General features: G+C 54.7%; 19 protein-coding genes and 1 tRNA gene. 9 read left to right on the top strand and 11 right to left on the bottom strand.

Annotation, left to right across the window (positions count from 1 at the left end):
• Positions 1-65: 65 nt before the first annotated feature.
• Positions 66-2,534 carry an AAA-type ATPase lid domain-containing protein gene (locus KV190_RS11700; RefSeq protein WP_460193525.1) on the top strand — a complete coding sequence of 823 codons (2,469 nt, stop codon included), beginning with the start codon at positions 66-68 and terminating at the stop codon, positions 2,532-2,534.
• A 28-nt stretch (positions 2,535-2,562) separates the two neighbouring features.
• On the opposite strand, the gene KV190_RS11695 is transcribed toward KV190_RS11700, so the two are convergent.
• From KV190_RS11695 to KV190_RS11685, 3 genes are all read right to left on the bottom strand, one after another.
• Complete coding sequence (locus tag KV190_RS11695) at positions 2,563-3,018, bottom strand: hypothetical protein (RefSeq protein WP_460193523.1); 456 nt, start codon at positions 3,016-3,018, stop codon at positions 2,563-2,565.
• 192 nt (positions 3,019-3,210) lie between these two features.
• A tRNA-Tyr gene (locus KV190_RS11690) sits at positions 3,211-3,292 on the bottom strand.
• 71 nt (positions 3,293-3,363) lie between these two features.
• Positions 3,364-3,876, bottom strand: coding sequence for a hypothetical protein (locus KV190_RS11685; protein ID WP_297049520.1), 513 nt, complete (start codon positions 3,874-3,876; stop codon positions 3,364-3,366).
• A gap of 41 nt (positions 3,877-3,917) precedes the next feature.
• Here KV190_RS11685 and KV190_RS11680 point away from each other — a divergent pair, with 41 nt between their 5' ends.
• A complete protein-coding gene (locus tag KV190_RS11680) occupies positions 3,918-5,882 on the top strand; it encodes a CHASE2 domain-containing protein (protein WP_460193521.1) in 1,965 nt (654 codons plus the stop codon).
• Here KV190_RS11680 and KV190_RS11675 read toward each other — a convergent pair.
• The 4 genes from KV190_RS11675 to KV190_RS11660 form a co-directional block, all read right to left on the bottom strand.
• On the bottom strand, positions 5,879-6,997 hold the full coding sequence (locus KV190_RS11675; protein WP_460193520.1) for a geranylgeranyl reductase family protein: 1,119 nt from the start codon (positions 6,995-6,997) through the stop codon (positions 5,879-5,881). The two genes, KV190_RS11680 and KV190_RS11675, sit on opposite strands and share 4 nt — an antisense overlap.
• A gap of 71 nt (positions 6,998-7,068) precedes the next feature.
• Complete coding sequence (locus KV190_RS11670) at positions 7,069-8,319, bottom strand: L-lactate MFS transporter (protein ID WP_460193519.1); 1,251 nt, start codon at positions 8,317-8,319, stop codon at positions 7,069-7,071.
• A gap of 3 nt (positions 8,320-8,322) precedes the next feature.
• Positions 8,323-8,478 (bottom strand): DUF2256 domain-containing protein, encoded by a 156-nt coding sequence (locus KV190_RS11665; protein WP_300874443.1) that lies wholly within the window; start codon positions 8,476-8,478, stop codon positions 8,323-8,325.
• 9 nt (positions 8,479-8,487) lie between these two features.
• Complete coding sequence (locus KV190_RS11660; RefSeq protein WP_460193516.1) at positions 8,488-9,534, bottom strand: CobW family GTP-binding protein; 1,047 nt, start codon at positions 9,532-9,534, stop codon at positions 8,488-8,490.
• Between the two features lie 214 nt (positions 9,535-9,748).
• Between KV190_RS11660 and pyk the strand changes: the two genes are divergently transcribed.
• Positions 9,749-11,533: a pyruvate kinase gene (pyk, locus tag KV190_RS11655; RefSeq protein ID WP_460193514.1), complete on the top strand. Its 1,785-nt coding sequence runs from the start codon at positions 9,749-9,751 to the stop codon at positions 11,531-11,533.
• A 14-nt stretch (positions 11,534-11,547) separates the two neighbouring features.
• Positions 11,548-12,501 (top strand): serine hydrolase, encoded by a 954-nt coding sequence (locus tag KV190_RS11650; protein ID WP_460193512.1) that lies wholly within the window; start codon positions 11,548-11,550, stop codon positions 12,499-12,501.
• On the opposite strand, the gene psaK is transcribed toward KV190_RS11650, so the two are convergent.
• A complete protein-coding gene (gene psaK / locus KV190_RS11645) occupies positions 12,478-12,729 on the bottom strand; it encodes a photosystem I reaction center subunit PsaK (protein WP_225901542.1) in 252 nt (83 codons plus the stop codon). The genes KV190_RS11650 and psaK overlap by 24 nt on opposite strands.
• Before the next feature lie 95 nt (positions 12,730-12,824).
• On the opposite strand from psaK, the gene KV190_RS11640 reads away from it, so the two are divergent.
• Positions 12,825-13,517: a phosphoribosylanthranilate isomerase gene (locus tag KV190_RS11640; RefSeq protein ID WP_460193510.1), complete on the top strand. Its 693-nt coding sequence runs from the start codon at positions 12,825-12,827 to the stop codon at positions 13,515-13,517.
• Here the strand turns inward: KV190_RS11640 and KV190_RS11635 are convergent.
• On the bottom strand, positions 13,467-14,201 hold the full coding sequence (locus KV190_RS11635; protein WP_460193509.1) for an LmeA family phospholipid-binding protein: 735 nt from the start codon (positions 14,199-14,201) through the stop codon (positions 13,467-13,469). The two genes, KV190_RS11640 and KV190_RS11635, sit on opposite strands and share 51 nt — an antisense overlap.
• Positions 14,202-14,360: 159 nt before the next feature.
• On the opposite strand from KV190_RS11635, the gene KV190_RS11630 reads away from it, so the two are divergent.
• Positions 14,361-14,933, top strand: coding sequence for a Uma2 family endonuclease (locus tag KV190_RS11630; protein WP_460193508.1), 573 nt, complete (start codon positions 14,361-14,363; stop codon positions 14,931-14,933).
• Here the strand turns inward: KV190_RS11630 and KV190_RS11625 are convergent.
• Together KV190_RS11625 and KV190_RS11620 are read right to left on the bottom strand one after the other, a co-directional pair.
• A complete protein-coding gene (locus KV190_RS11625) occupies positions 14,930-17,488 on the bottom strand; it encodes a DUF3536 domain-containing protein (RefSeq protein ID WP_460193507.1) in 2,559 nt (852 codons plus the stop codon). The two genes, KV190_RS11630 and KV190_RS11625, sit on opposite strands and share 4 nt — an antisense overlap.
• A gap of 107 nt (positions 17,489-17,595) precedes the next feature.
• On the bottom strand, positions 17,596-17,985 hold the full coding sequence (locus KV190_RS11620) for a universal stress protein (RefSeq protein ID WP_460193506.1): 390 nt from the start codon (positions 17,983-17,985) through the stop codon (positions 17,596-17,598).
• Positions 17,986-18,139: 154 nt separating this feature from the next.
• Between KV190_RS11620 and KV190_RS11615 the strand changes: the two genes are divergently transcribed.
• From KV190_RS11615 to cobD, 3 genes are all read left to right on the top strand, one after another.
• The gene (locus KV190_RS11615; RefSeq protein ID WP_310743688.1) at positions 18,140-19,342 is read left to right on the top strand and encodes a phosphoglycerate kinase; all 1,203 of its coding nucleotides are present in this window, start codon (positions 18,140-18,142) and stop codon (positions 19,340-19,342) included.
• Between the two features lie 410 nt (positions 19,343-19,752).
• Positions 19,753-20,079 (top strand): HU family DNA-binding protein, encoded by a 327-nt coding sequence (locus tag KV190_RS11610; RefSeq protein ID WP_460193504.1) that lies wholly within the window; start codon positions 19,753-19,755, stop codon positions 20,077-20,079.
• Between the two features lie 5 nt (positions 20,080-20,084).
• The gene (gene cobD / locus KV190_RS11605; RefSeq protein WP_460193502.1) at positions 20,085-21,146 is read left to right on the top strand and encodes a threonine-phosphate decarboxylase CobD; all 1,062 of its coding nucleotides are present in this window, start codon (positions 20,085-20,087) and stop codon (positions 21,144-21,146) included.
• Positions 21,147-21,320: the final 174 nt, after the last annotated feature.

Genomic DNA, 21,320 nt, shown 5'->3' with positions numbered 1-21,320 from the left:
AAGGGAACTGAGCCATAGGGAATAAGGTGTTTCCTCATCACTAGTTTTGTTGGGGGGTGCCCTCGATGACCGATCGCCTGAGTTGGCTGCAAACCCATACTCCTCTTGGATCGCTTTCTTTGGAAGCCTTAGAGGCGATCGCTGCCGCCCTACGCACAGAATCCATTGCGGCCAATCGTCGCATTGTCCTTGAAGACACACCCGTCACTCATCTAATCATCCTGCGTTCAGGAGAACTGGAAGCCTATCACAGCACTCGCGATCGCCCCGCCACTATAACGACCCTGCTACCGGGAACGGTTTTACACTGGCCAGAACTGGTGCTGGAGCAACGGGCACCGCAAACAGTGATTACGCTCACGGACTGTGAATTGTGGACATTGTCCCGCGAGGTGTTTGCCACATTGGCTGATCAATTTCCCGAACTCCGCCAACAGGTGTCGCAGCAGTTGCAAAGTACCCTCAGTGATCTTGCCCACGAGCAAGAGCGGCAGGCAGTCTTGCGCCCCTATCTTGTGCCGCGGGTGAAACAGGGAATTGTAGGGAGTAGTCGCTATGCGGTGCGCTTACGCCAAGGGATTAAAGAAGCCGCGAGCGATCGCCAGCCGGTATTGATTTTTGGTGAACCGGGTCTGGAAAAGGACAATATTGCTGCGCTGATTCATTATGGCTCGCGCGATCGCCGTCAACCCTTGATTCGTTTTAACTGTGGCACCCTATCCGCCAATGGGGCAGAACTCTTTGGCAAAGCGACGAAACCCGGTCTCCTTGACTGGGTCGCAGAGGGCACCCTGATCCTCAACAATGTCCATGAATGGCCTGCCCACCTCTATCCGCAACTGCGCCGCCTTGTGGCCGAACAGACCTATGAACCCGTTGCCGACTCCCCCGTACCCCCCCGCCGCTTTCCGGGGCGATTGATCCTGATTGCTGAAAAGAAAGGCTGCGATTGCCAAGACCTAGTGCAGCACCAAATTAAAGTACCCCCACTGCGGGTGACAAAGGCGGACATTGAAGCCCTGGTCAATTACTACATTGCCCTCTACTGCCGGCAACGGGGTATTCCTAAGCCGCGAATCACCCCCGAAGCCCTACGACGGCTGCAAAGTTATGATTTTCCCGGCAATTTGCGGGAGTTGGCGAGTCTGGTGGAGCGTGCCCTTGTGCAAGCAGACGGGGCGGAGTTGCTCACTGAAGAAGTCTTTTGGCCGGAGCGATCGCGCCAACGGCGGTTTCGTTGGAACCTACTCAATGCCTATCCCCAATTGCGTGCCTTTCTACGCAGTCCGTGGTGGCCCGATCGCCTCAACTATGGCCTGACCCTTTGGCTTTTTCCGCTGATTGTCGCCATTGGCCTCTGGGGGCCACAGGATCGCCCACACAACTTTACCCTGAACCTCTTCTGGGCGTGGTGGTGGCCGGTCTCATTACTGATCTTTCCCTTTTTGGGGCGCATTTGGTGTGCTGTCTGCCCCTTTATGATCTACGGCGAAGTCCTGCAAAGGCTGTCCCTCAAGATTTGGCCGCGCAAGCTGCGCCCTTGGCCGCGTCAACTCGCCGAACGCTGGGGGGGCTGGGTGCTCTTTGGCCTCTTTGCCGTGATTCTCCTGTGGGAAGAATTGTGGGATTTACCCAATACTGCCTATCTCTCCAGTTGGCTGCTGATCTTGATTACAGCGGGAGCCGTGATTTTTTCTCAGCTCTATGAACGTCGCTTTTGGTGTCGCTATCTCTGCCCCATTGGTGGTATGAATGGCCTCTTTGGCAAACTCTCCATTCTTGAATTGCGGGCACAGCAGGGGGTATGCGCTGCCAGTTGCCAAACCTACCAATGTTACAAAGGCGGTCCCGCCCTTGGGGAAGGTCAAGAAACAGGGGGCTGTCCCGTCTATTCCCATCCGGCTCAACTAACGGATAACCGCAATTGCGTTTTGTGTATGACCTGTCTCAAGGCTTGCCCCCATCGCTCAGTGGAAGTGAATCTGCGTCCGCCAGCCATTGATCTCTGGACCAGTCACGAGGCCACGGCGGCTGAAGTTTGCCTGCTGTTTTTGCTCTTGGGCGCAGTGGTGCTGCACCGTTTACCGCTGCTCTTGAAATGGCTAGGACTGACGGAAGCTCATTTTGGGTTACAGGCAATAATTGCGGTGCTGGCGCTAGCTCTGCCGGGACTGTTGGCATGGGGTTGGCATCAGATACAACGACAAGGCTCGGTTTCCTTTGTGCGCTTGGCCTATGGGTATCTGCCTTTGGTGCTGGGTGCCAATTTGGCCTATTATTTGCCCCTTGGTTTAGGGGAAGCAGGGCAGTTGTTGCCCGTAACCTTTGCAACCTTTGGCCTCGATGGCACGAGTTTGCCCAGTTGGCAAGCCCATCCAGCGGTGATCGGGTTCCTGCAAACAACCACACTTGTCGTCAGTACCCTTGCCAGTTTGCTCCTCAGTCAAAAGATTGCGCGATCGCCCCTGCAACAGATGTGGCACCCTTGGCTAGGCATTCTCGCTCTCGCTTGGGGAATTGCCTATTCGCTTTGATAGGCTGGGCTGGATTCGCAAAACTTCATCAAAGGCGTGGCGTGTCAAAGAACAGCAGCTTCGTGATTAAGCCAGCAGCCAGCACCAACAGCGTCACCAAGAATCCCCACAGACGGGCATCGGTTCCATCCTGCCGTTTGACAATCTGCTGCAATGTGGTCTCTACTGTGTCAATGCGCTGCCCCAATTGCACCTCTACGGAACTAATACGCTGCGACAATTGCGCCTCGACAGCATTGATACGCTGTTCCAGCTTGGCCTCAACGGCATTGATACGCTGCTCTAGCTTCCCCTCGACGGCATTGATACGTTGCTCCAGCTTTGCCTCCACAGCATCAATTTTGTCCTCAAGTCGTTGGAACCTCTCGCCACTGGTGGCAATGTGAATATCCAGCTTTTTCTCTATGGCCTGAAGACTGGCCTGCATCCCTTGGATGGCATCCAACACTTGACTCAATTCAGATCGCGTTACAGGTTCACTCATGATTGCCCCCTTGCATCAATTCCTTTCCTGAACGTCCTAAGGAACCATCGCCCGCCTTTGAAAACTTTTGACCAAAATATGACCAGTTGTGCCCCTTTATTGAGCAAGTTACAGCAACAAATAGTCCACTTACAAAAAAATAGTAAACCTGAAACCCCTGATGTTCTTTGGCTTTAGGCTTTTTTATCTCTATGGGCCGGGCTGGATTCGAACCAGCGTAGGCGTAGCCAACGGATTTACAGTCCGCCCCCATTAACCACTCGGGCACCGACCCTTTCATCGCGATTTTTTAATATACCACATCAGGGGGGACACTTGGACTTGCCGTTTTGAAAAAACAATTCCCTACTCGTCAAGGGTGTAGCTTTGCAGGTTTTCTAGGGGTTGCACTTTGAGGAGACGTTCGGCGCGGCGAATCTCGCTGTCGCTACCTTGGATCAGGATCAGGTATTTGCCCCGCTGCAAGCGTTTTTCAAAGGGGATGCCGGACTTACCCGTAATCACCACTTGGAGACCACCACCTACGGTGAGACTACCGAGAGCGCCAGCGATCGCCCCAAAGATGCCCCCCAAAAGACTATTGTTGAGGCGATCCAGCATCGGCAGAATGTCAATTTGAGTCGCTTGGTTAAAGGTAAAACCAGCAAAGAAGCCAAAGGGAACCAGCCAGATCAACATTCGTTGCATTTGCTGGCGGGCGACTTGAAACGGATCAATGAGTCCCAACTCTGCCCACTGCTTGTAACCCCGACCCAGTAGGGCTACTTTTTCCATCGGGAAGCCGTCCTTTTCAAGCTGGGTATAAACGGCCTCGGCCTGGAGGCGATCGCCCAATGTCGCTACCAAGTAATTTTTCATAGCGATAGTATGAAGGAAATCTCTTGCTTGTCTGCAAAGCTATGCTGCCCCTATTGTCCCACTTTCGCCGCACCTTTGCTGATCTGGGCCTGATTGTCGTGGCCAGTGCCATCGCCAGCACGGTTGTGATTGGGATTCGTCAAATGGGTTGGCTCCAACCGCTGGAATTGGGTGCCTACGATCGCCTGATGCAATTGCGCCCTATGCCCGGCCCCGATCCGCGACTATTGGTGGTGGCAGTCACCGAAGCCGATATTCAACGTTACCGCTCCCTATCGCTGCCAGATCAGCTTTACGCCCAAGCCTTCCAAAAACTCCTCAAACATGAACCCCGTGCCATTGGCTTGGATATTTACCGCGATTTTCCCGTGCCGCCGGGGCATGAAGCGCTAAACCGCCTTTGGCTGAATTCCGATCGCCTCTTTGCTGTCACGAAACTAGGGGATGCCACTCACCCAACCATTCGTCCACCCGCTGCCCTCAGTGCCGATCAGGTGGGATTTAATGATGTCACGGTTGATGCCGGTGGCATTGTCCGTCGCAGTTTACTCTTTTTGCCGGACGATCAGGGGAATACGCTTTACTCTTTCTCATTGCGGCTAGCGCTGCGGTATCTAGCGGATGAGGGGATTGAGCCTCGCGGCAGTGATGCGGATCCCAATGTGATGCAGTTGGGGCAAAGCATTTTCACACCCCTGCAACCCAATGATGGCGGCTATGTAGGGGCAGATACGGCGGGCTATCAGGTTATGCTCAACTATCGCGGTGATCAGCGGGCGGTGACGTGGGTCCCCCTTGAGGATGTGCTGACGGAACGAGTGGCACCCGAATTGATTCGCGATCGCGTTGTTCTCATTGGCAACATTGCCGAAAGTGGCAAAGACTTTTTCTATACTCCCTTTAGTTCCGGCCTGCGGGACAACCAGCGCATGGCAGGGGTGTTTATCCATGCCCAAATGGTGGGGCAATTCATTGATGCGGGCTTGGGCGATCGCGCCGTCATTTGGTTTTGGCCCAACAGTGTCGAGAATGTTTGGATTGTTCTTTGGGCATTGATTGGTGCGATCCTTGCTTGGCGAGTGCGCCATCCTCTAGCCTTAGCGACAGCAGTGGCAACAGCCCTATTGCTTCTTTTGCTCACCTGTTACGGCCTATTTCTCAAGTTGGGCTGGGTTCCCCTTGTGCCGCCGGCATTGACGCTCCTTCTTGGCAGTGGCGGGGTGGTCAGCTATACCGCACAGCAAGCCCAACAGCAACGGCAAATGGTGATGCGCCTCTTGGGTCAAAGTATCTCCCCAGAAATTGCCGCCGCCATGTGGGAACGGCGCGATGAACTCCTCAAGGATGGCAAGTTGCCCGGCCAACGCCTGATTGCCACGCTGCTTTTTACCGACTTGAAGGGGTTTAGCACCATTTCTGAAGGTATGGAACCGGAGGAACTCTTTAACTGGCTCAATGCCTATCTAGAGAAAGTGGCGGATGTGGTGCAAAGCTACCACGGCGTGATTAATAAGTTCACCGGTGATGGCATTATGGCGGTGTTTGGCGTGCCCATTAAACGAACCAGCCGCGAGGGAATTGCCATTGATGCCCGCAATGCCGTGGATTGTGCCTTGGCCTTGGGACAACTATTGGAGGAACTGAACCGCGAATGGGCCACTCAAGGGCTACCGCAGGTGATGATGCGGGCGGGGATCTACACAGGGCCGATTGTGGTCGGCAGTCTCGGTAGTAAAAATCGCCTCGAGTACGGTGTCATTGGCGACAGTGTGAATACCGCCTCGCGCCTTGAGAGTGTGGATAAGCACCGCCAGCCTAGCCCGTGTCGGATTTTAGTGGCACAGGAAACGCTGGAGTATCTCGGCGATCGCTACGAGGTCGAGGCATGGGGACCTTTGGAACTCAAGGGCAAAGAGCGCAAAATTCAGGTCTTTCGCATTCTCGGCGTCCGCAAAGGGCTGGCGATCGCCCCCAACCAGCCCACAGCGATTGAACTGGAGATCTAGCGACCGGGAATCAGGGAACTGCTCAGACGTTGGATAGCGCGGCCAGCAATATCGCGATAGCGCAATTCACCACAGAGGACTTGACCCAGCCGCTGAGTGGCGGAGGGACGTTTCATAGCAAGGCGATAGCCGACCCCCGGCATACGATGGAAAAGACCAGCAAGGCGTTGTGCCCACACTAAGTCTGTCCCCCATTCCTCCTGCAAGGTTTTGCTGTAGGTGGCCAAGGCCTCCGCTTCTCCCCCAAGAGCCGCATCAATAGCTTCGGCAGCACGCATACCACTGTAAAGAGCGGGACGAACTCCCTCAGCCGAAAAGGGATCCACCAGACCAGCGGCTTCACCCGCAAGGAGGGCATGGTGGGTATGCAGGGGCTGCTGACCTTCCCAGACACAGAGGGGATGGTATTGAATCGGGCAATCCGCAAGCTGAAGCTGATGGGCCGCACAATACTGTTGCAAAATCGGTTCCCAGTTGGGGCGATCGCTCCCCCGCACAACAGCAACCCCTACCGTTCGCTGATCTCCCTTGGGAAAACTCCAGAGGTAGCCATTTTTCACGAGGCCAAATTCAAAATGCGCCGCGCGATCGCCCGTGGGGTTGGGGACGGTCATCACCGCCGCAGTGCGCACCACTTTGGGCTTAAACCCCAGCCACTGAGCCATTTGACTATTGGCACCATCGGCAGCAATGAGATACCGCCCGCCATAGGTCGTGGTTGCCGTGTGGATCTGCCAGTGATCTCCTTGGAACGTAATCCCACTAACCTCGGTCTGATCCGTCACAACCGCACCCTTTTGTTGTGCCTGCTGCAATAGGTACTGATCAAACACCGTGCGATCAACAATCCAGATCGGTTCGGGAATGCTTAACTCAGCTTCAATGGCATCACTGAGCTTCCAACTGTAGCGCACAGTGCGGGTGGTATCGACAATGGCAGGCTGAAAATCAAAATCAAACCATTGGCCCACCACTGGTGAAACGCCCCCTGTGCAGGGTTTTTGGCGAGGGAGGGCGGCTTTTTCGAGGACTAAAACCGAACGCTGGCGCCGCGCCAGATGATAAGCGGCTGCTCCCCCCGCAGGCCCACCACCGACAATAATGCAGTCGTACATTTGTGCTGTGCTGACTCCCTTTGCCTCAATGAATGCAAAACTGCCGCTAGCGTATCAGATCTAGCCAATTTTTATTCGACCGCTGTGGATGTTTGCGGATCCGGCTTCAGGAAAGTCGCCGCCAAGACAATTCCGAGGATGGCAAGGGCAGCCAGTAAATAAAATAGGGCACTGTAGCTACCTAGGCGATCGCGCACCTGACCACTGACCAAGGTGCCCAAGAGGGCGCCAACCCCATAGGCGGTAAAGACAACGCCGTAGTTTTTGGCATAGTCAGCGGGATTGAAAAAGCGGAGAGTTAACGTCGGGGCGATCGCCAGCCATCCCCCCAAGCAAAACCAGAGAAGGGCAAAGGCCACCAAGAAAGGCGCCATATCCCCCACCGTTGCTGTGGTCATGATTAAGCTTGCCGCCAGTACACAACTAAACATCGTCATACCGACATATTGAGGCGGCCAGCGATCGCTCAACCACCCCATGAGGGGACGACTGAGGCCATTAAAGAGGGCAAAGAACGAAACACTCGCAGCCGCCACTGCTGGCGATAGGCCAATCACCTCCTGTGCCACCGCACCCGAGATGCCAATACTGCTGAGGCCAATAAACGTCCCTAGGGCATAGCAGCTCCACAGAGCGTAGAATGAGCGACTCCGCAGCAACGAGGGCGGATAATGGGCAACCCCTATTGACGTGTGCCTTTGGGGCAGCATCTGTGCCCAACCCGTCGGCGGAAAGCGCATTCCTTGGGCGCACAGGACAATGATCACACCAAAGGCAATCCCTAAAATTTGCAGTGCCGTGCGTACGGATGTCGCTTGAATCAGGGCATTGGCCAAGGGAGCAGTGATCAGAGGCGAAAGGCCAAAACCGATAATTGTTGTTCCTACCGCCAACCCCTTGCGATCGGGAAACCAAGCAGCCACCACGGCCATCGGAATGCCATAGGTGATCCCCACCCCCATGCCAGCAATGACCCCGTAGCTCAGTGCCAACGTCAGACCCGAATTGGCGAGACTGGCCCCCAGATAGCCCGCAGCCACCACCAATCCACCCACCACAGTGAGTCGGCGACTCCCCAAACGGGGTAAATAAGCGCCTGTAATGGGCATCAACAGGGCATAAAATACCAGCGCAAGGGCATAGGGCAAAAGGCTAGCGGTGGCACTCAACCCCAGTTCTGCGGCAAGGGGGGCACGAAAGATACTCCAGCTATAGACCGTGCCAAGGCATAGCAGGATGAGCATCCCCAAAGGAATAAGAAACCAGCGCCCCCGTTGGGCTGGCTGACCAAAGAGCTTGAGCGTCTGCATTTGCTGAGTCATCGGTTAGGTTTGAGGCTGGGAACGGCGTCGCCGACAGCGATCGGAACAGTACTTCACTTCCTGCCAACAATCCGCCCACTTTTTGCGCCACTGAAAAGGACGCCCACAGACGACACAAATTTTGCTGGGGAAATCCGCTTTGCGACGTTGCTTGGCCATGATTTGCGGCTATGCGTCAGTAACACAAGCGGCCAACTGCGTCAGCAGGGTTGGATGATCCAAATTTTGGCCAATGAGAACCAGTTGATTTTTGCGATCGCCTTTCCATTCTTCATCATCAAGGCTAAAGCGCTTACCACTGAGGTGAAAGACGTGGCGGCGGGGACTTTCCTTAAACCAAAGGATGCCCTTGGCACGAAAGACGGATTCCGGTAGCTGGTGGTCAAGAAAATACTGGAATTTCCGCAGTTCAAAGGGGCGATCGCTCTGGAAAGAGACGGAAGTAAAGCCATCCTCCTCAAGGTGATTGGAATGATGGTGGTGGTGACGATGGTCATGATCACAGTGTTCGTCACACTCATGGTCGTGGTCATGATCAGGGTGTTCGTGCTCGGGATGGAAGTAGCGATCGCTTTCAAACAACCCCACACTTAAAATCAAGGGCAGCGGTACCTGTGCCTTCACCGTGCGGATGATCCGTGCCCCTTCTCGCATCTCGTGAATTCGCCGTTCTAGCTCCTGCAAGCGTTCCTCAGTCACCAGATCTGCTTTGTTGAGGAGAATAATGTCACCGTAGGCAATTTGGCTTTGGGCAGCGCTGCTATTGAAAAGATCAAGACTAAAGTTCTCCGCATCCACCACCGTAATAATTGAATCCAAACGGGTGAGATCCCGCAGATCCGTTCCTAAAAACGTCAGTGCCACCGGCAGCGGATCCGCCAATCCCGTTGTTTCCACAACCAAATAGTCCACCTTGTCGGGACGTTCGAGAACCCGATAGACCGCATTCACTAAGTCATTGTTAATCGTGCAGCAGACACAGCCATTGTTGAGTTCGACCATGCCATCATCACTGGCCACTAATAGCTCGTTGTCAATGCCAATTTCACCGAATTCATTGACGAGCACAGCGGTTTTTAGCCCCTCTTGATTGGTCAGGATGTGGTTGAGGAGCGTGGTTTTGCCACTGCCGAGAAACCCCGTAATGATCGTCACCGGCAAACCGTGCTTCAGTGCCTCCATTTTTGTACTTGCAGGAAGGGGAGAGGTCGTCATAGGCGGTGTGTCACGAGCGAGAATTGTTCTCAAATTATAGCCGCTGCACCTCGCTCAAGGGGTGAGCGATCGCTGTAGGCTAGAAACAAGACCTCATTTGAGTCAACAGCCGTTGCCGTAGCCCGTGTGCAAAACGCTACCCTGCGCATCCTCAATAGATCAAGGGTTTCCCAAAATACGGTAACCTGTTGGAGCTTAACGATATAACCCCCCTATGTCCAATCAGCCGTTGCAACGACGCACCAAAATTGTCGCCACCATTGGTCCAGCAGTGAGCCATCCCGATAAACTGCGGGCGATTATCCAAGCGGGAGCGACCACCCTGCGTCTGAATTTTTCCCATGGTACCCACGACGATCACCAGCGCAGCATTCGCCTGATTCGCCAAATCTCCTATGAATTGGGGCAACCCGTGGGCATTTTGCAGGACTTGCAAGGCCCCAAAATTCGCCTCGGACGCTTTGAACATGGCTCCATTTCCCTAAAGCGGGGCGATCGCTTTACCCTCACGAGTCGGTCCCTGATGGGGAATCAGCACATTAGCTCGATTACCTACCCCCCCTTAGCTCAAGAGGTTCCCGCTGGCGCCACGATTTTGCTTGACGATGGCCGCGTGGAAATGTTCGTGGAAGAAGTGGATAAAGACGCGGGTGAACTGCATTGCCGAGTGGTTGTTGGCGGTACGCTCTCCAATGCCAAGGGTGTGAACTTTCCGGGGGTTTACCTCTCAATTAAAGCCCTGACAGAGAAAGATCGCCAAGATCTAATGTTTGGCCTCAATCAAGGGGTGGATTGGGTGGCCCTCAGCTTTGTTCGCAATCCCCAAGATGTACTGGAGATCAAAGAACTGATTGCCAACGCTGGGAAGCAGGTGCCGGTGATTGCCAAAATCGAAAAGCACGAGGCGATCGAGCAAATGGATGCCATCCTCTCCCTCTGTGATGGCGTCATGGTGGCACGGGGTGATTTGGGGGTTGAATTGCCCGCCGAAGATGTGCCGATTCTGCAAAAACGGCTGATTGCTGCCGCCAACCGCTTAGGCATTCCCGTGATTACGGCCACACAAATGCTGGACAGCATGGTGAAAAGCCCCCGCCCCACCCGTGCGGAGATTTCCGATGTCGCCAATGCCATTCTCGATGGCACCGATGCCGTCATGCTCTCCAATGAAACGGCAATGGGGGAATACCCCGTCGAGGCAGTGAAGATGATGGCCACGATTGCCGCTCGCATTGACAACCAACCCCAACTGCGGCAGCCACCCCTTGCGGATCCTGTGGGGGTGCGTTCCATTCCCAATGCCATTAGCCAAGCGGTGGGACAGGTGGCAGCACAGCTTCATGCCAAGGCCATCATTACCCAAACCAAGAGCGGCGCTACAGCCCGCAATGTCTCCAAGTTTCGTCCCCAAATTCCAATTTTGGCGGCAACGCCCCATATCGAGGTGGCACGGCGCTTGCAGTTGGTCTGGGGGGTAGAACCGCTACTGACGCTGGATCATCCCTCGATGCGGCAGTCGTTTCAGGCAGCCATTAATGCGGCACAGGAGCGGGGCTTCCTAGAAGAGGGTGATCTGGTGGTGATGACCGCTGGCACGCTGCAAGGGGTCTCTGGCTCGACGGACATGATCAAGGTGGAACTGGTCACCTCGGTGATGGGACGCGGCTGTGGTATTGGTCATGGGTCGGTGAGTGGCCCGGCGCGGGTGGTACACGAAGGAATGCCAGTGCGCACGTTTAATAGTGGCGAAATTTTGGTGGCCGAGCGCACCAGTGCGGAATTGGTGGAAGCCATTCGCAAAGCAGCAGGCATTATTACCGAAGAGGATAGCCTGACGAGCCATGCGGCAGTCTTGGGGTTGCGCTTGGGAATTCCAGTGATTGTTGGCGTCAAAAATGCCACCCGCCTGATCCGTGAGGGCACGATCCTGACAATGGATGTGGAGCGGGGCTTGGTCTATTCCGGTGCCCGCAATGGTGTCGAGCGATCGCCCGAGTAGGAGTGGAGCAGCCAATGATTTTTTTTCAGGCCAACACCTATCTCACGGATTTGGTGACGCGGACGCTCCAAGCAACATGGCAACACTTTCCTTGGCTGGGACAAGAGGACATTGCCCTGACCTTACTGGTGTATCCACCCCCCATTCCTGTGAATACGGGCGGAGCGCTGACCGCAGCGGAATTTTGGCAGTATTCGATTCCCGGCGCCCACTATCGGGGTGATGTGCTGATGTACCCGGCCAGTGTGGTAAAGCTGTTTTATCTGGTGGCCTGTCATGAGTGGCTCCACAGTGGCATGCTTCAGCCGGATGCGGAATTGGAACGCGCCATGCGGGATATGATTGTGGATTCTAGCAATGATGCCACAGGCTTGGTGGTGGATATGCTGACGGGGACGACCAGTGGCCCGGTGCTGCCCCCAGAACCCTTTCGCACATGGCAATATCAGCGCAATATCGTCAATCGCTATTTTCAGTCCTTGGGGTGGCCAGAGCTAGCCAATATCAACGTGAATCAAAAAACGTGGTGTGATGGTCCCTATGGACGAGAGCAGGAATTTGTCGGGCGCGATCGCCAGAATTCCAATCGCCTGACCACTGATGCCACGGCTAAATTAATCCACAGTATTGTGGGTGGTGTTGCGGTCTCTGCCAGTGCTAGTCAAGCAATGATGGAACTGATGGAGCGTTCCCTCGATCCAGAGCTGTTGGCCGAGGATCCAGAAAACCAAGTACAGGGCTTTTTGGGGGAAGGGCTACCTCCGGGGGCAAAGCTGTGGTCAAAGGCGGGACTCACCAGTTGGGTGCGCCATGATGCCGCCTATATTGAACTCCCCAATCATTGCCCCTATACCTTGGTGGTCTTTATTGAAAATCGCACCGCCAGTATGAATACAGAGGTCTTGCCCTTCATCTCCCGTCAAATTGCCAGTGGTATTCCGACCCTAGAGGGCACCGGAGTACTGTAGGCCACTGACAACCCCCGCCGCCAAAAGGTGACCAAAGCTGGTGGTGGCCAGCAATTCCGGCAGACCAAAGCCTTCAAAGAGGGCGGGCAAGGAAACGGGTAAACCGGGGCCTTTTCCCCGTGATTGAATAGCATAGCGGCCAATGGCGATCGCAAACAGGTTGCAGAGGATCACCACCAAACCCACAGACGGCGTCCAAGTGGTATCGGGGAGCGTGGCTAACACCATGGTTCCTCCTAAATGGGTACAATTGCCCATGAATTATACGGAACGGCCTGATCGCCCACCGCCAGTTCTTTACAAAATGGTGCATCTCGTTACAAATGCTTAACTCAACTGTCCCTGCCAAAATTGCCGTCAAAATTTGTGGCTTGACCCTACCCGAGCAGGCGATCGCGATCGCCCAAATGGGCGTCAGTGCTCTGGGGTTTATTACCGTGCCCCATTCCCCCCGCTATGTCCCCGCAGCAACCATTGCCGAGATCTGTCGCCAGTTGCCCCCCTCAGTGCTGACTGTTGCCGTGGTTGCCAATCTCGATTTAGCAGCATTGGCCCATTTAGTTACAACCACAGGGGTACAGGCACTACAGCTTCATGGCAGCGAATCGCCTGAGGTGTGCCAACAGGTGCGCCATGCTTTCCCTAACATTGTGCTGATCAAAGCCCTGCGGGTGCGATCGGCAGCCACCCTCGCCGAGATTCCCGCTTATGCCCCGGTCGTAGATCGCATTCTTTTGGATGCGTACCATCCGCAGCAGTTGGGGGGCACGGGTCAGCCCTTTGACTGGACGCTCCTCAAAGCGTTACACGTTCCTTGCCCTTGGTGGCTGGCGGGGGGTATTACGCCCGAAAATTGTCGGCAGGCGATCGCCCAAACCCAACCCCAAGGCATTGACCTGGCCAGTGGTGTGGAAAGCCAACCGGGAATCAAGGATTTAGGGCGTGTGGCAGCGTTGCTGAGCAACCTAGGGATAAATGCAAATCATCCCCTGCACCCTGAGGGCACCCACCTCTAGCCGCAACTCCTGAATGGCCACCCCGTCACCCAAATCAATGGCCACCGTGGGATGAGGGTCACCTTCCCCTTGCCAATGTACCTTTTCTAAGCAGAGGGTTCGCTCATCCTGCAAGCGCACCTGGGTCATCAAATGCCAATCCGCCTGCTCCCCTTGGGCATTCACCATCGAGAACACCAGTTTGAGGCACCCAGCACCCAATTCTCCCTGCGTACGCAGCAATTGCCACTCTTGAAGATTGACCCCCGCTTTGCCCAAGCCACGCTGATCGAGCAATTTCAGCAGTTCCCGTAGGCCGGATTGCAGGAGCGGTGCCCCCAAAGAGGCGTTGAGATCGGCTTGGCTGAGAACCAGTTCCCCGCGCACCGGCACGGGTGCCAAGAGTTTTAGGGGTTTGCCTCGCAATACCTGCCCTAGATTAATCTGAATCTGTTCTGCTTGGACGGCTGCTTGGCGCAATTGAATGCCGCGATAACTGGCTCTGGCTGCGGCAACGCGCACATGGGGTAAGTATCCCCGCAAAATCTGGCGATCGCCCCCTTGAATTTCAATTTCCAAGTCTGTTGCCTGCTCCAACTGCGCCGATAACCACCAGTGCAACGCCGGTTGCAAAACCCGGGGAATTAGTCCGCGTTCAGAAGCGGCACCAAACGCCTCAGCCGTTTCTGGCGACGTTAACGACATACGTACTCCTCACACACTTTTTAGATCATACCTAGGCCAGCCTATGGGGCTAGTTCGCTGATTTTAACGAAACTGGATGTGGGTTTGGTCTGGCCAGAGGCAACTTTCCTCATCTGCTAGAACTGGGGTAGTGTCAATGCGATGAGAGGCTGCTCAGCCATGCTGACGATCGCCCTACAACCAGTGCTGGAACTAACCGATGAGCAGTTTGCCGCAATTTGCCGCCAAAACCCTGATCTGCGGCTGGAGCGATCGCCCCGTGGAGAGTTAATCATTATGCCCCCCACAGGTGGAGAAACTGGCAGGCGCAATCTTCAAATCGCTGTTCAACTGTACCTCTGGAATCAACAATCCCAATTGGGCGTTGCCTTTGACTCCTCGACAGGATTTAAGCTGCCCAATGGCGCCATTCGCAGTCCCGATGTTGCTTGGATTCGAGGCGATCGCTGGCACGCCTTGACCCCCGAACAACGGCAAGGATTTGTGCCCCTCTGTCCCGATTTTGTGATTGAGCTGCGCTCTGCCAGTGATGATCTGCGGCCACTGGCAGCCAAAATGTGTGACTATCTGGACAATGGTCTGCAACTGGGCTGGCTGATTGACCCGCAAAATCAACGGGTAGAAATCTACCGTTCTCAAATGCTTCCCGAAGTCGCGATCGCCCCTCGGCACCTCTCTAGGGAAGACCTGCTCCCCGGATTCGTGCTGGATTTAACGGGGATTCTTCCCTAGGAAGAGAGGGCAACCAATAGCTGGGGATCCACCTTGAGACGGGTGGCTAAGGTTTGTAGGTGCCGCCGATCGCCCTCGCTGAGGTGCAGGCCCTTTTGCCGCAGTTCACCCATCAGGGTATAAAGCTGCTCCTGTGCCCGATCCAGATTCAGGTTCAAACCTAAGGCATCGCCGATGGTGATCAAGTCCTGCAGCAGGGGACTCAACTGGCTCAGGGTGTCACTGTTGAGGTGATGGGCAAGATAACGCAATCCAGTGCTAATTTGCTGCTCAAGGAGTCGCTGTTGCTCCTGAAGGCTAAGGTGACAGCCCAACAACCGTGCTTCGCGGGCGATCGCCGCCAATTCTGCCAAATGGTTTTGCAGATCTGCCAAGGGCAAATCACCGAGATCGCTCAGGTCTTGCTCTAAACTCCGCAAATGGCTAATCGCACGATGGGTCAACGCCACCGCTGCCGCAACTTGCAATTCTTGGGGCACACTCAGGCCATCCCGCTGAAACCCCATCAGGATGCCGTAGTTATCGCGATAGACTTGAGTATAAAGCTGATCCAAGCGGGTCAGGGTTTCCCGCGCCAGTACCCCCATGAGGCGATGTCGTTCCTCAGCAAAGAGATCATCCAAGCTGTAGGCCACCCCGCCAAAGCGTTCCGTAATCGCCATCACTACCCGTGCTGCACTGCCCTGTTGGAAGGCTTGCAGAAGATGGGTCTTGATCTGGCTATATTCGCGCCGCCCTTGGAAGGGTTGAATCGCACAGTGGAAATCCCAGCCCCCCAAGTGCAAGACAGCAAAGATCAGCAGTTGTGATTCGGTTGTAATCGTCGAGGTGAGCTGAATCTGGCCGATCGCCAAGGTCAGGCTGCCCATGCGTTGGAGATGATAATCCCCCTGCTCAATTTCATAGCAGTACAGTTGATGTTGGCGGGGGTAGCTATTAAAGAGGGAACTCATGGCATAGTGGGCGGCCACCTGCTGCAAGCTAATTTGAGCTGTTTTCACCAACTGGTGATAGACCGTTGCCCCATCGCCAAACTGCGGCACATTGCTGGGGGCGGCGGCCAGACGCTCAATAAACTCCGGTTCCAACTGTACGCCGGCGACATCCCCTGCCAGTTCGATCGCCCGTGCCGCATAGCGGAGAATTTGCACCCCCTCAGGCCGCGAGAGTTCATCAAAGAACCAGCCACAACTGGTAAACATCAGCAGGGCATGGTGCTGCATCTCCAGCAGGCGTAAAGCATCAATTTGCTCGCTGTGACTTAGGGGGCGGCGTTGGTGGTGTGCCAAAAAGCGGTGTAGGGTCTCCGGGGCGCGATCGCCCAGCACCTGAATATAGGCATCGCGGGCAGCCCAAACATCCTGAAATAGCTCGACCCCAAGGGTTTCATAAATGTCAATTAGCTCATCCCGCAGCCAGTTCAGCGCATCCCGCAACGGGCGTCGCCACAGTTGCTGCCACTCGCCCCCGCCACCGCAGCCACAATTGTCCTGCCAGCGATCTACGCCATGGGCACAGCTCCACGCCGTGACCGGTTTGAGTTCCACCTCCCAAGTCGGCGGAAACAGGCTGAGGTAGTAGGCAAAGTTGGTGATCTGCCAGCCCCGCTGTGGAAATTCCACCTTAAAGGCATAGGCGAGGGCTTTTTCACCGCCATACTTGTGATGGCCAAAGGTCTCGCCATCGGTGGCAACGGCAATAATTTGACTGGGGCGATGATCACCGCGCACGGCCTGCCCCAACCGTCCCGCTAGAAATTGCGAGCTAGTGAGCAGATCACTAAAGCCCATGTCCCGCGAAATGGGGCCATCGTAGAAGAAAATGTCGAGGTAATCCCGCTGGCGATCGCCCCCCGGCAAATAGCAGCGATAGGGACGTGTCGGATCAATTTGGCTACCGCTGACTTCAATCCACTCGCTTTCACCGTCGGCAAGAATGGGACGACAGCGTTGGGCTTGGGAAGGCGCCAAAATCGTAAAGCGAATCCCCTCTTGAATCAGGGCGGCTAGGGTTTCATAGTCAATCGCCGTTTCTGCGAGCCACATCCCCTCCGGTTCGCGGCCAAACCGCCGCCGAAAGTCCGCCTTGCCCCAGCGGATTTGTGTGAGTTTATCGCGATAGTTGGCCAAGGGCAAAATCATGTGGTTATAGACTTGGGCGATCGCGTTGCCGTGGCCATTGAAGCGCTGACAACTGTGGCGATCGGCCTCAATAATGCGCTGATAGACCTCGAGATCGTAGCGTTCGAGCCAACTAAAGAGCGTCGGGCCGATATTAAAGCTCAGGTATTCAAAGTTATTGACAATATCAATGACCTCACCGCGATCGTTGAGAATCCGCGCAAAGGCATTGGGGCGATAGCACTCGTAGTAAATGCGCTCATTCCAATCGTGGAACGGCTGGGCACTGGGTTGATGTTCAATGGCATTGAGGTAGGGATTTTCGCGGGGGGGCTGATAGAAATGGCCATGGATGGTCACGTACACCCCAAGGGCTTGCAGTTGATCGGCAGCAGGGGAAAACACGGTCGGCGTCACATCTGTTGGATTCAGCATGCAGATCAACCACAAGACAACACATTCACTTTCCTTGATCATCGGCGATCGCCCCAAGGGCTAGGCCGCCTGTGACGAAACTTTAAGCTCCGCAAGATTCAGTTACGCTAGGGCACCACCAAGACCGGACAAGGCGCCAAATTAATCACGCGGTTGCTGACACTTTCCTGAAACCCCTCTGGGGTCAGCCCCGTTCCCCGGCAGCCCATAATAATCAGATTGGCATTGATCTCATCGGCCACATCACAGATCACAAAGGCAGGCTTACCGCGCCGCAGCAGTGTTTCCGCCACAATCGCGTGTTGGGCAAAGGCTTCCTTCACTCGATTCAAAAATTCGGCGATCGCCGCCTCTAGCTCCGCATCCGGTTCTGGCGTTTCCTCCACCGAGAGCAGAAACAATTGGCTCTGAAACAGCTTCACCATCTCAACCACGGTGGGCATGGCTTCTTGGGTATCACGGCTACGGTCAATGGGAAAAAGAATGGTTTTGAACATAGAGTTCACCTCATTGGAGTCAAGTGGAAGGGCACGCCCTTGGGTAGAATGAGGGTCAGGTGAGGGATTTGTAGCGCATCACTCCATCGCTAGCCGGGATTGTTATGCCCCTAGTACTATCATCTACGTTTTAACGCATTTAGGAGGCTCTAGCGTGTCTAAAAAATCCGTGGCGCAGTTATCTGCTGCCGACTTAGAAGGAAAGCGTGTCCTCGTGCGGGTTGATTTTAACGTTCCTGTCGATGAGAATGGCGTCATCACCGATGATACCCGCATCCGCGCCGCACTGCCGACAATTCAAGACCTGATCAGCAAAGGCGCCAAGGTGATTCTTGTCAGCCACTTTGGCCGTCCCAAGGGCGTGGATGATAAACTGCGCCTCACCCCTGTCGCTCAGCGGCTCTCGGAACTACTCCATAAACCTGTGGCCAAGCTCGATGACTGCATTGGTGATGCCGTGGTGGCCCATACCCAAGCAATGGCCAATGGGGATGTCTGCCTCCTCGAGAATGTGCGCTTCCATCCGGGGGAAGAAAAAAATGATCCTGAATTTGCCAAGCAACTGGCGGCCTGTGCAGAAGTCTATGTCAACGATGCCTTTGGCACTGCGCACCGCGCCCATGCCTCAACTGCTGGGGTGACGCAATACCTCAGTCCCTGCGTGGCCGGCTTTTTGATTGAGAAAGAACTGGAATATCTCCAAAATGCCATTGAGCATCCCCGCCGTCCCTTGGCTGCGATTGTGGGGGGATCGAAAGTCTCTTCTAAGATTGGTGTGATTGAAGCCCTTTTAGAAAAAGTGGATAAATTGCTGATTGGCGGCGGCATGATCTTCACCTTCTACAAAGCGCGGGGGCTGAATGTTGGCAAATCCTTGGTGGAAGAAGACAAGTTGGAGCTAGCCAAACACCTCGAAGCCAAAGCCCAAGAAAAAGGGGTGGAGTTGCTCTTACCCACAGATGTCGTGGTGGCGGATAACTTTGCCGCCGATGCCAATAGTCAAGTGGTCAGTATCGAAGCGATTCCCGATGGCTGGATGGGTCTGGATATTGGGCCTGCTTCCGTCAAACTCTTCCAAGAGGCGCTCAAGGATTGCAAAACAGTGATCTGGAATGGCCCAATGGGGGTGTTTGAGTTTGATCAATTTGCTAAGGGCACAGAGGCGATCGCCCGCTGTTTGGCTGACCTCACCAGTGAGGGCGTCTCGACGATTATTGGTGGTGGCGATTCTGTGGCGGCGGTTGAAAAAGTGGGTGTCGCCGATCGCATGAGTCACATCTCCACGGGTGGGGGGGCGAGCCTTGAACTCCTGGAAGGCAAAGAACTGCCCGGTATTGCCGCCTTGGATGATGCCTAGGGGATGGCTCATCGCCAATACGCTGTGATCAAATCCTCTGAATCGAAGCATTAAATTCATTAAATTTGTGAATGCCCCATCGCCTCATCCATGGGGCTTTTTTTGTTCTCTGGGGCGATATTCAGGCCTTGGGACGCCGCAATTTGTTAATTTTTCTAACAACTGTCACTGCCCCAAACCATCCTTGCAAAGAGGATGGAATAGGCTAAAAGGCTGATGAATCAAGGGTTTACGGGATTTCTAATGGATAAAAGTGCCTGAAAACCACATATCTTAAAGGTTTCAGGGTTCCAGTTGGGGTCTGGCTATTCTAGAATGAGGCTTGAAAGCAAGCAGAGGCAAGGGTTTCGTGCCTTTCACCCATTTGTTACTCAACTAACAATCTTTAATGTTTCTGTGGAGTTATCCCCATGAATAAAGCTGAACTCGTGGATGCTGTGTTTAGTCGTGCCCATAGCACCAACAACGTCACCAAAAAGCAAGTCGAGGCCATTATCTCAGCCACCGTTGAGGAAATCATGGAGGCCGTGGCCAAGGGAGAAAAAGTGACACTGGTGGGCTTTGGTGCCTTTGAACCTCGGGAGCGCAAAGCCCGGGAAGGACGCAACCCGAAAACCAAAGAAAAAATGCAAATCCCAGCAACTACCGTTCCCGCCTTTTCAGCAGGGAAGCTCTTCAAAGAAAAAGTTGCACCGCCTGCGGCTCCTGAACCGCCTGCCAAGGGCAAGAAAAAATAGTCTGAATGCCCCCCCGCCACGGTGGCAATTTAGCTTGGGCGGCAGCGATCGCTGGCTGTGCCCCCGATGAGATCTTGGATTTCTCCGCTAGTCTCAACCCTTGGGGACCTCCTGACTCAGTGATAGCCGCCCTTCAGGCTGCGCTGCCCACGATTCGTGACTATCCCGATCCCGATTGCCGTCCCTTGGTGGATGCTCTTGCCACCCTGCATCAACTACCGAGGGATTATTTTTTGGTGGGCAATGGCGCGGCTGAGTTATTGACTTGGGTAGGGCGTGAGTGTGGCGATCGCCAGCAGATTTATCTCATTACTCCTGCCTTTGCTGACTACCGGCGGGCACTGGCAGCTTTTGCTTGCCCGATGGTGCCCCTTCCCCTAGCCCAGGTGCAAAGCGGCTTTGGGGCGATCGCTCGTTCCCTAACCCCTGAAGATGCCATCCTCATTAACAATCCTCATAACCCCAGTGGACATCTCTGGTCGCGGAATCAGCTTCAGCCCTTGCTAGAGACGGGTGCCTTAGTGGTCGTGGATGAAGCCTTTATGGACTTTTTGCCGCCGGCGGCGAGCGAGTCTCTCATAGCGGCTGTGCCTGAGTACCCCAATTTAATCATCCTGCGATCGCTGACGAAGTTCTATAGTCTGGCGGGTCTGCGTCTAGGGTATGGTGTGTCTTCTCCAGAACGTTGGCAAGGTTGGCGATCGTGGCGAGATCCGTGGAGTGTGAATTGCTTGGCGATCATTGCGGGTGTGACAGCTTTGGGCGATCGCCCCTTTCAGGAACAGACGTGGGCATGGTTACCGCCAGCGCGTCATGCCTTTGCGGCGGCCTTAAATACTGTGCCCGAACTGAAGGTGGTGACCGAGAGCAAGGCAAACTTTCTACTCATCAAAGCAAGGGATTCCATTTTGCCCCTGCAAACCTACCTTCTCCAGAAGCATCGCATTTTGATTCGTGATTGTTGCAGCTTTCCCGAATTGGGCGCTTCTTACTTCCGAGTGGCGGTGCGCCGTGACAGCGAAAATCAGCGACTTCTTGAGGGTTTGCGGGCTTATTACCAAGGCTAGTAGGAATTGCATCCCCCAAAGCCAAGGTGGTATAGTAGCGGTACTTAAGGGGGCGTGGCGGAATGGTAGACGCTGCGGACTTAAGAAATTGAGCCTTAGTAGAGAAATCTATTAAGTGAATGCTCTCAAATTCAGGGAAACCTACGTTTGTCCATAGGGCAAATATGGCAATCC

It is taken from the genome of Thermosynechococcus sp. FA-CM-4201 (assembly GCF_054689355.1).
Note: the sequence above shows the minus strand (reverse complement) of the source record. Positions and strands in the feature narration are given on the sequence as shown.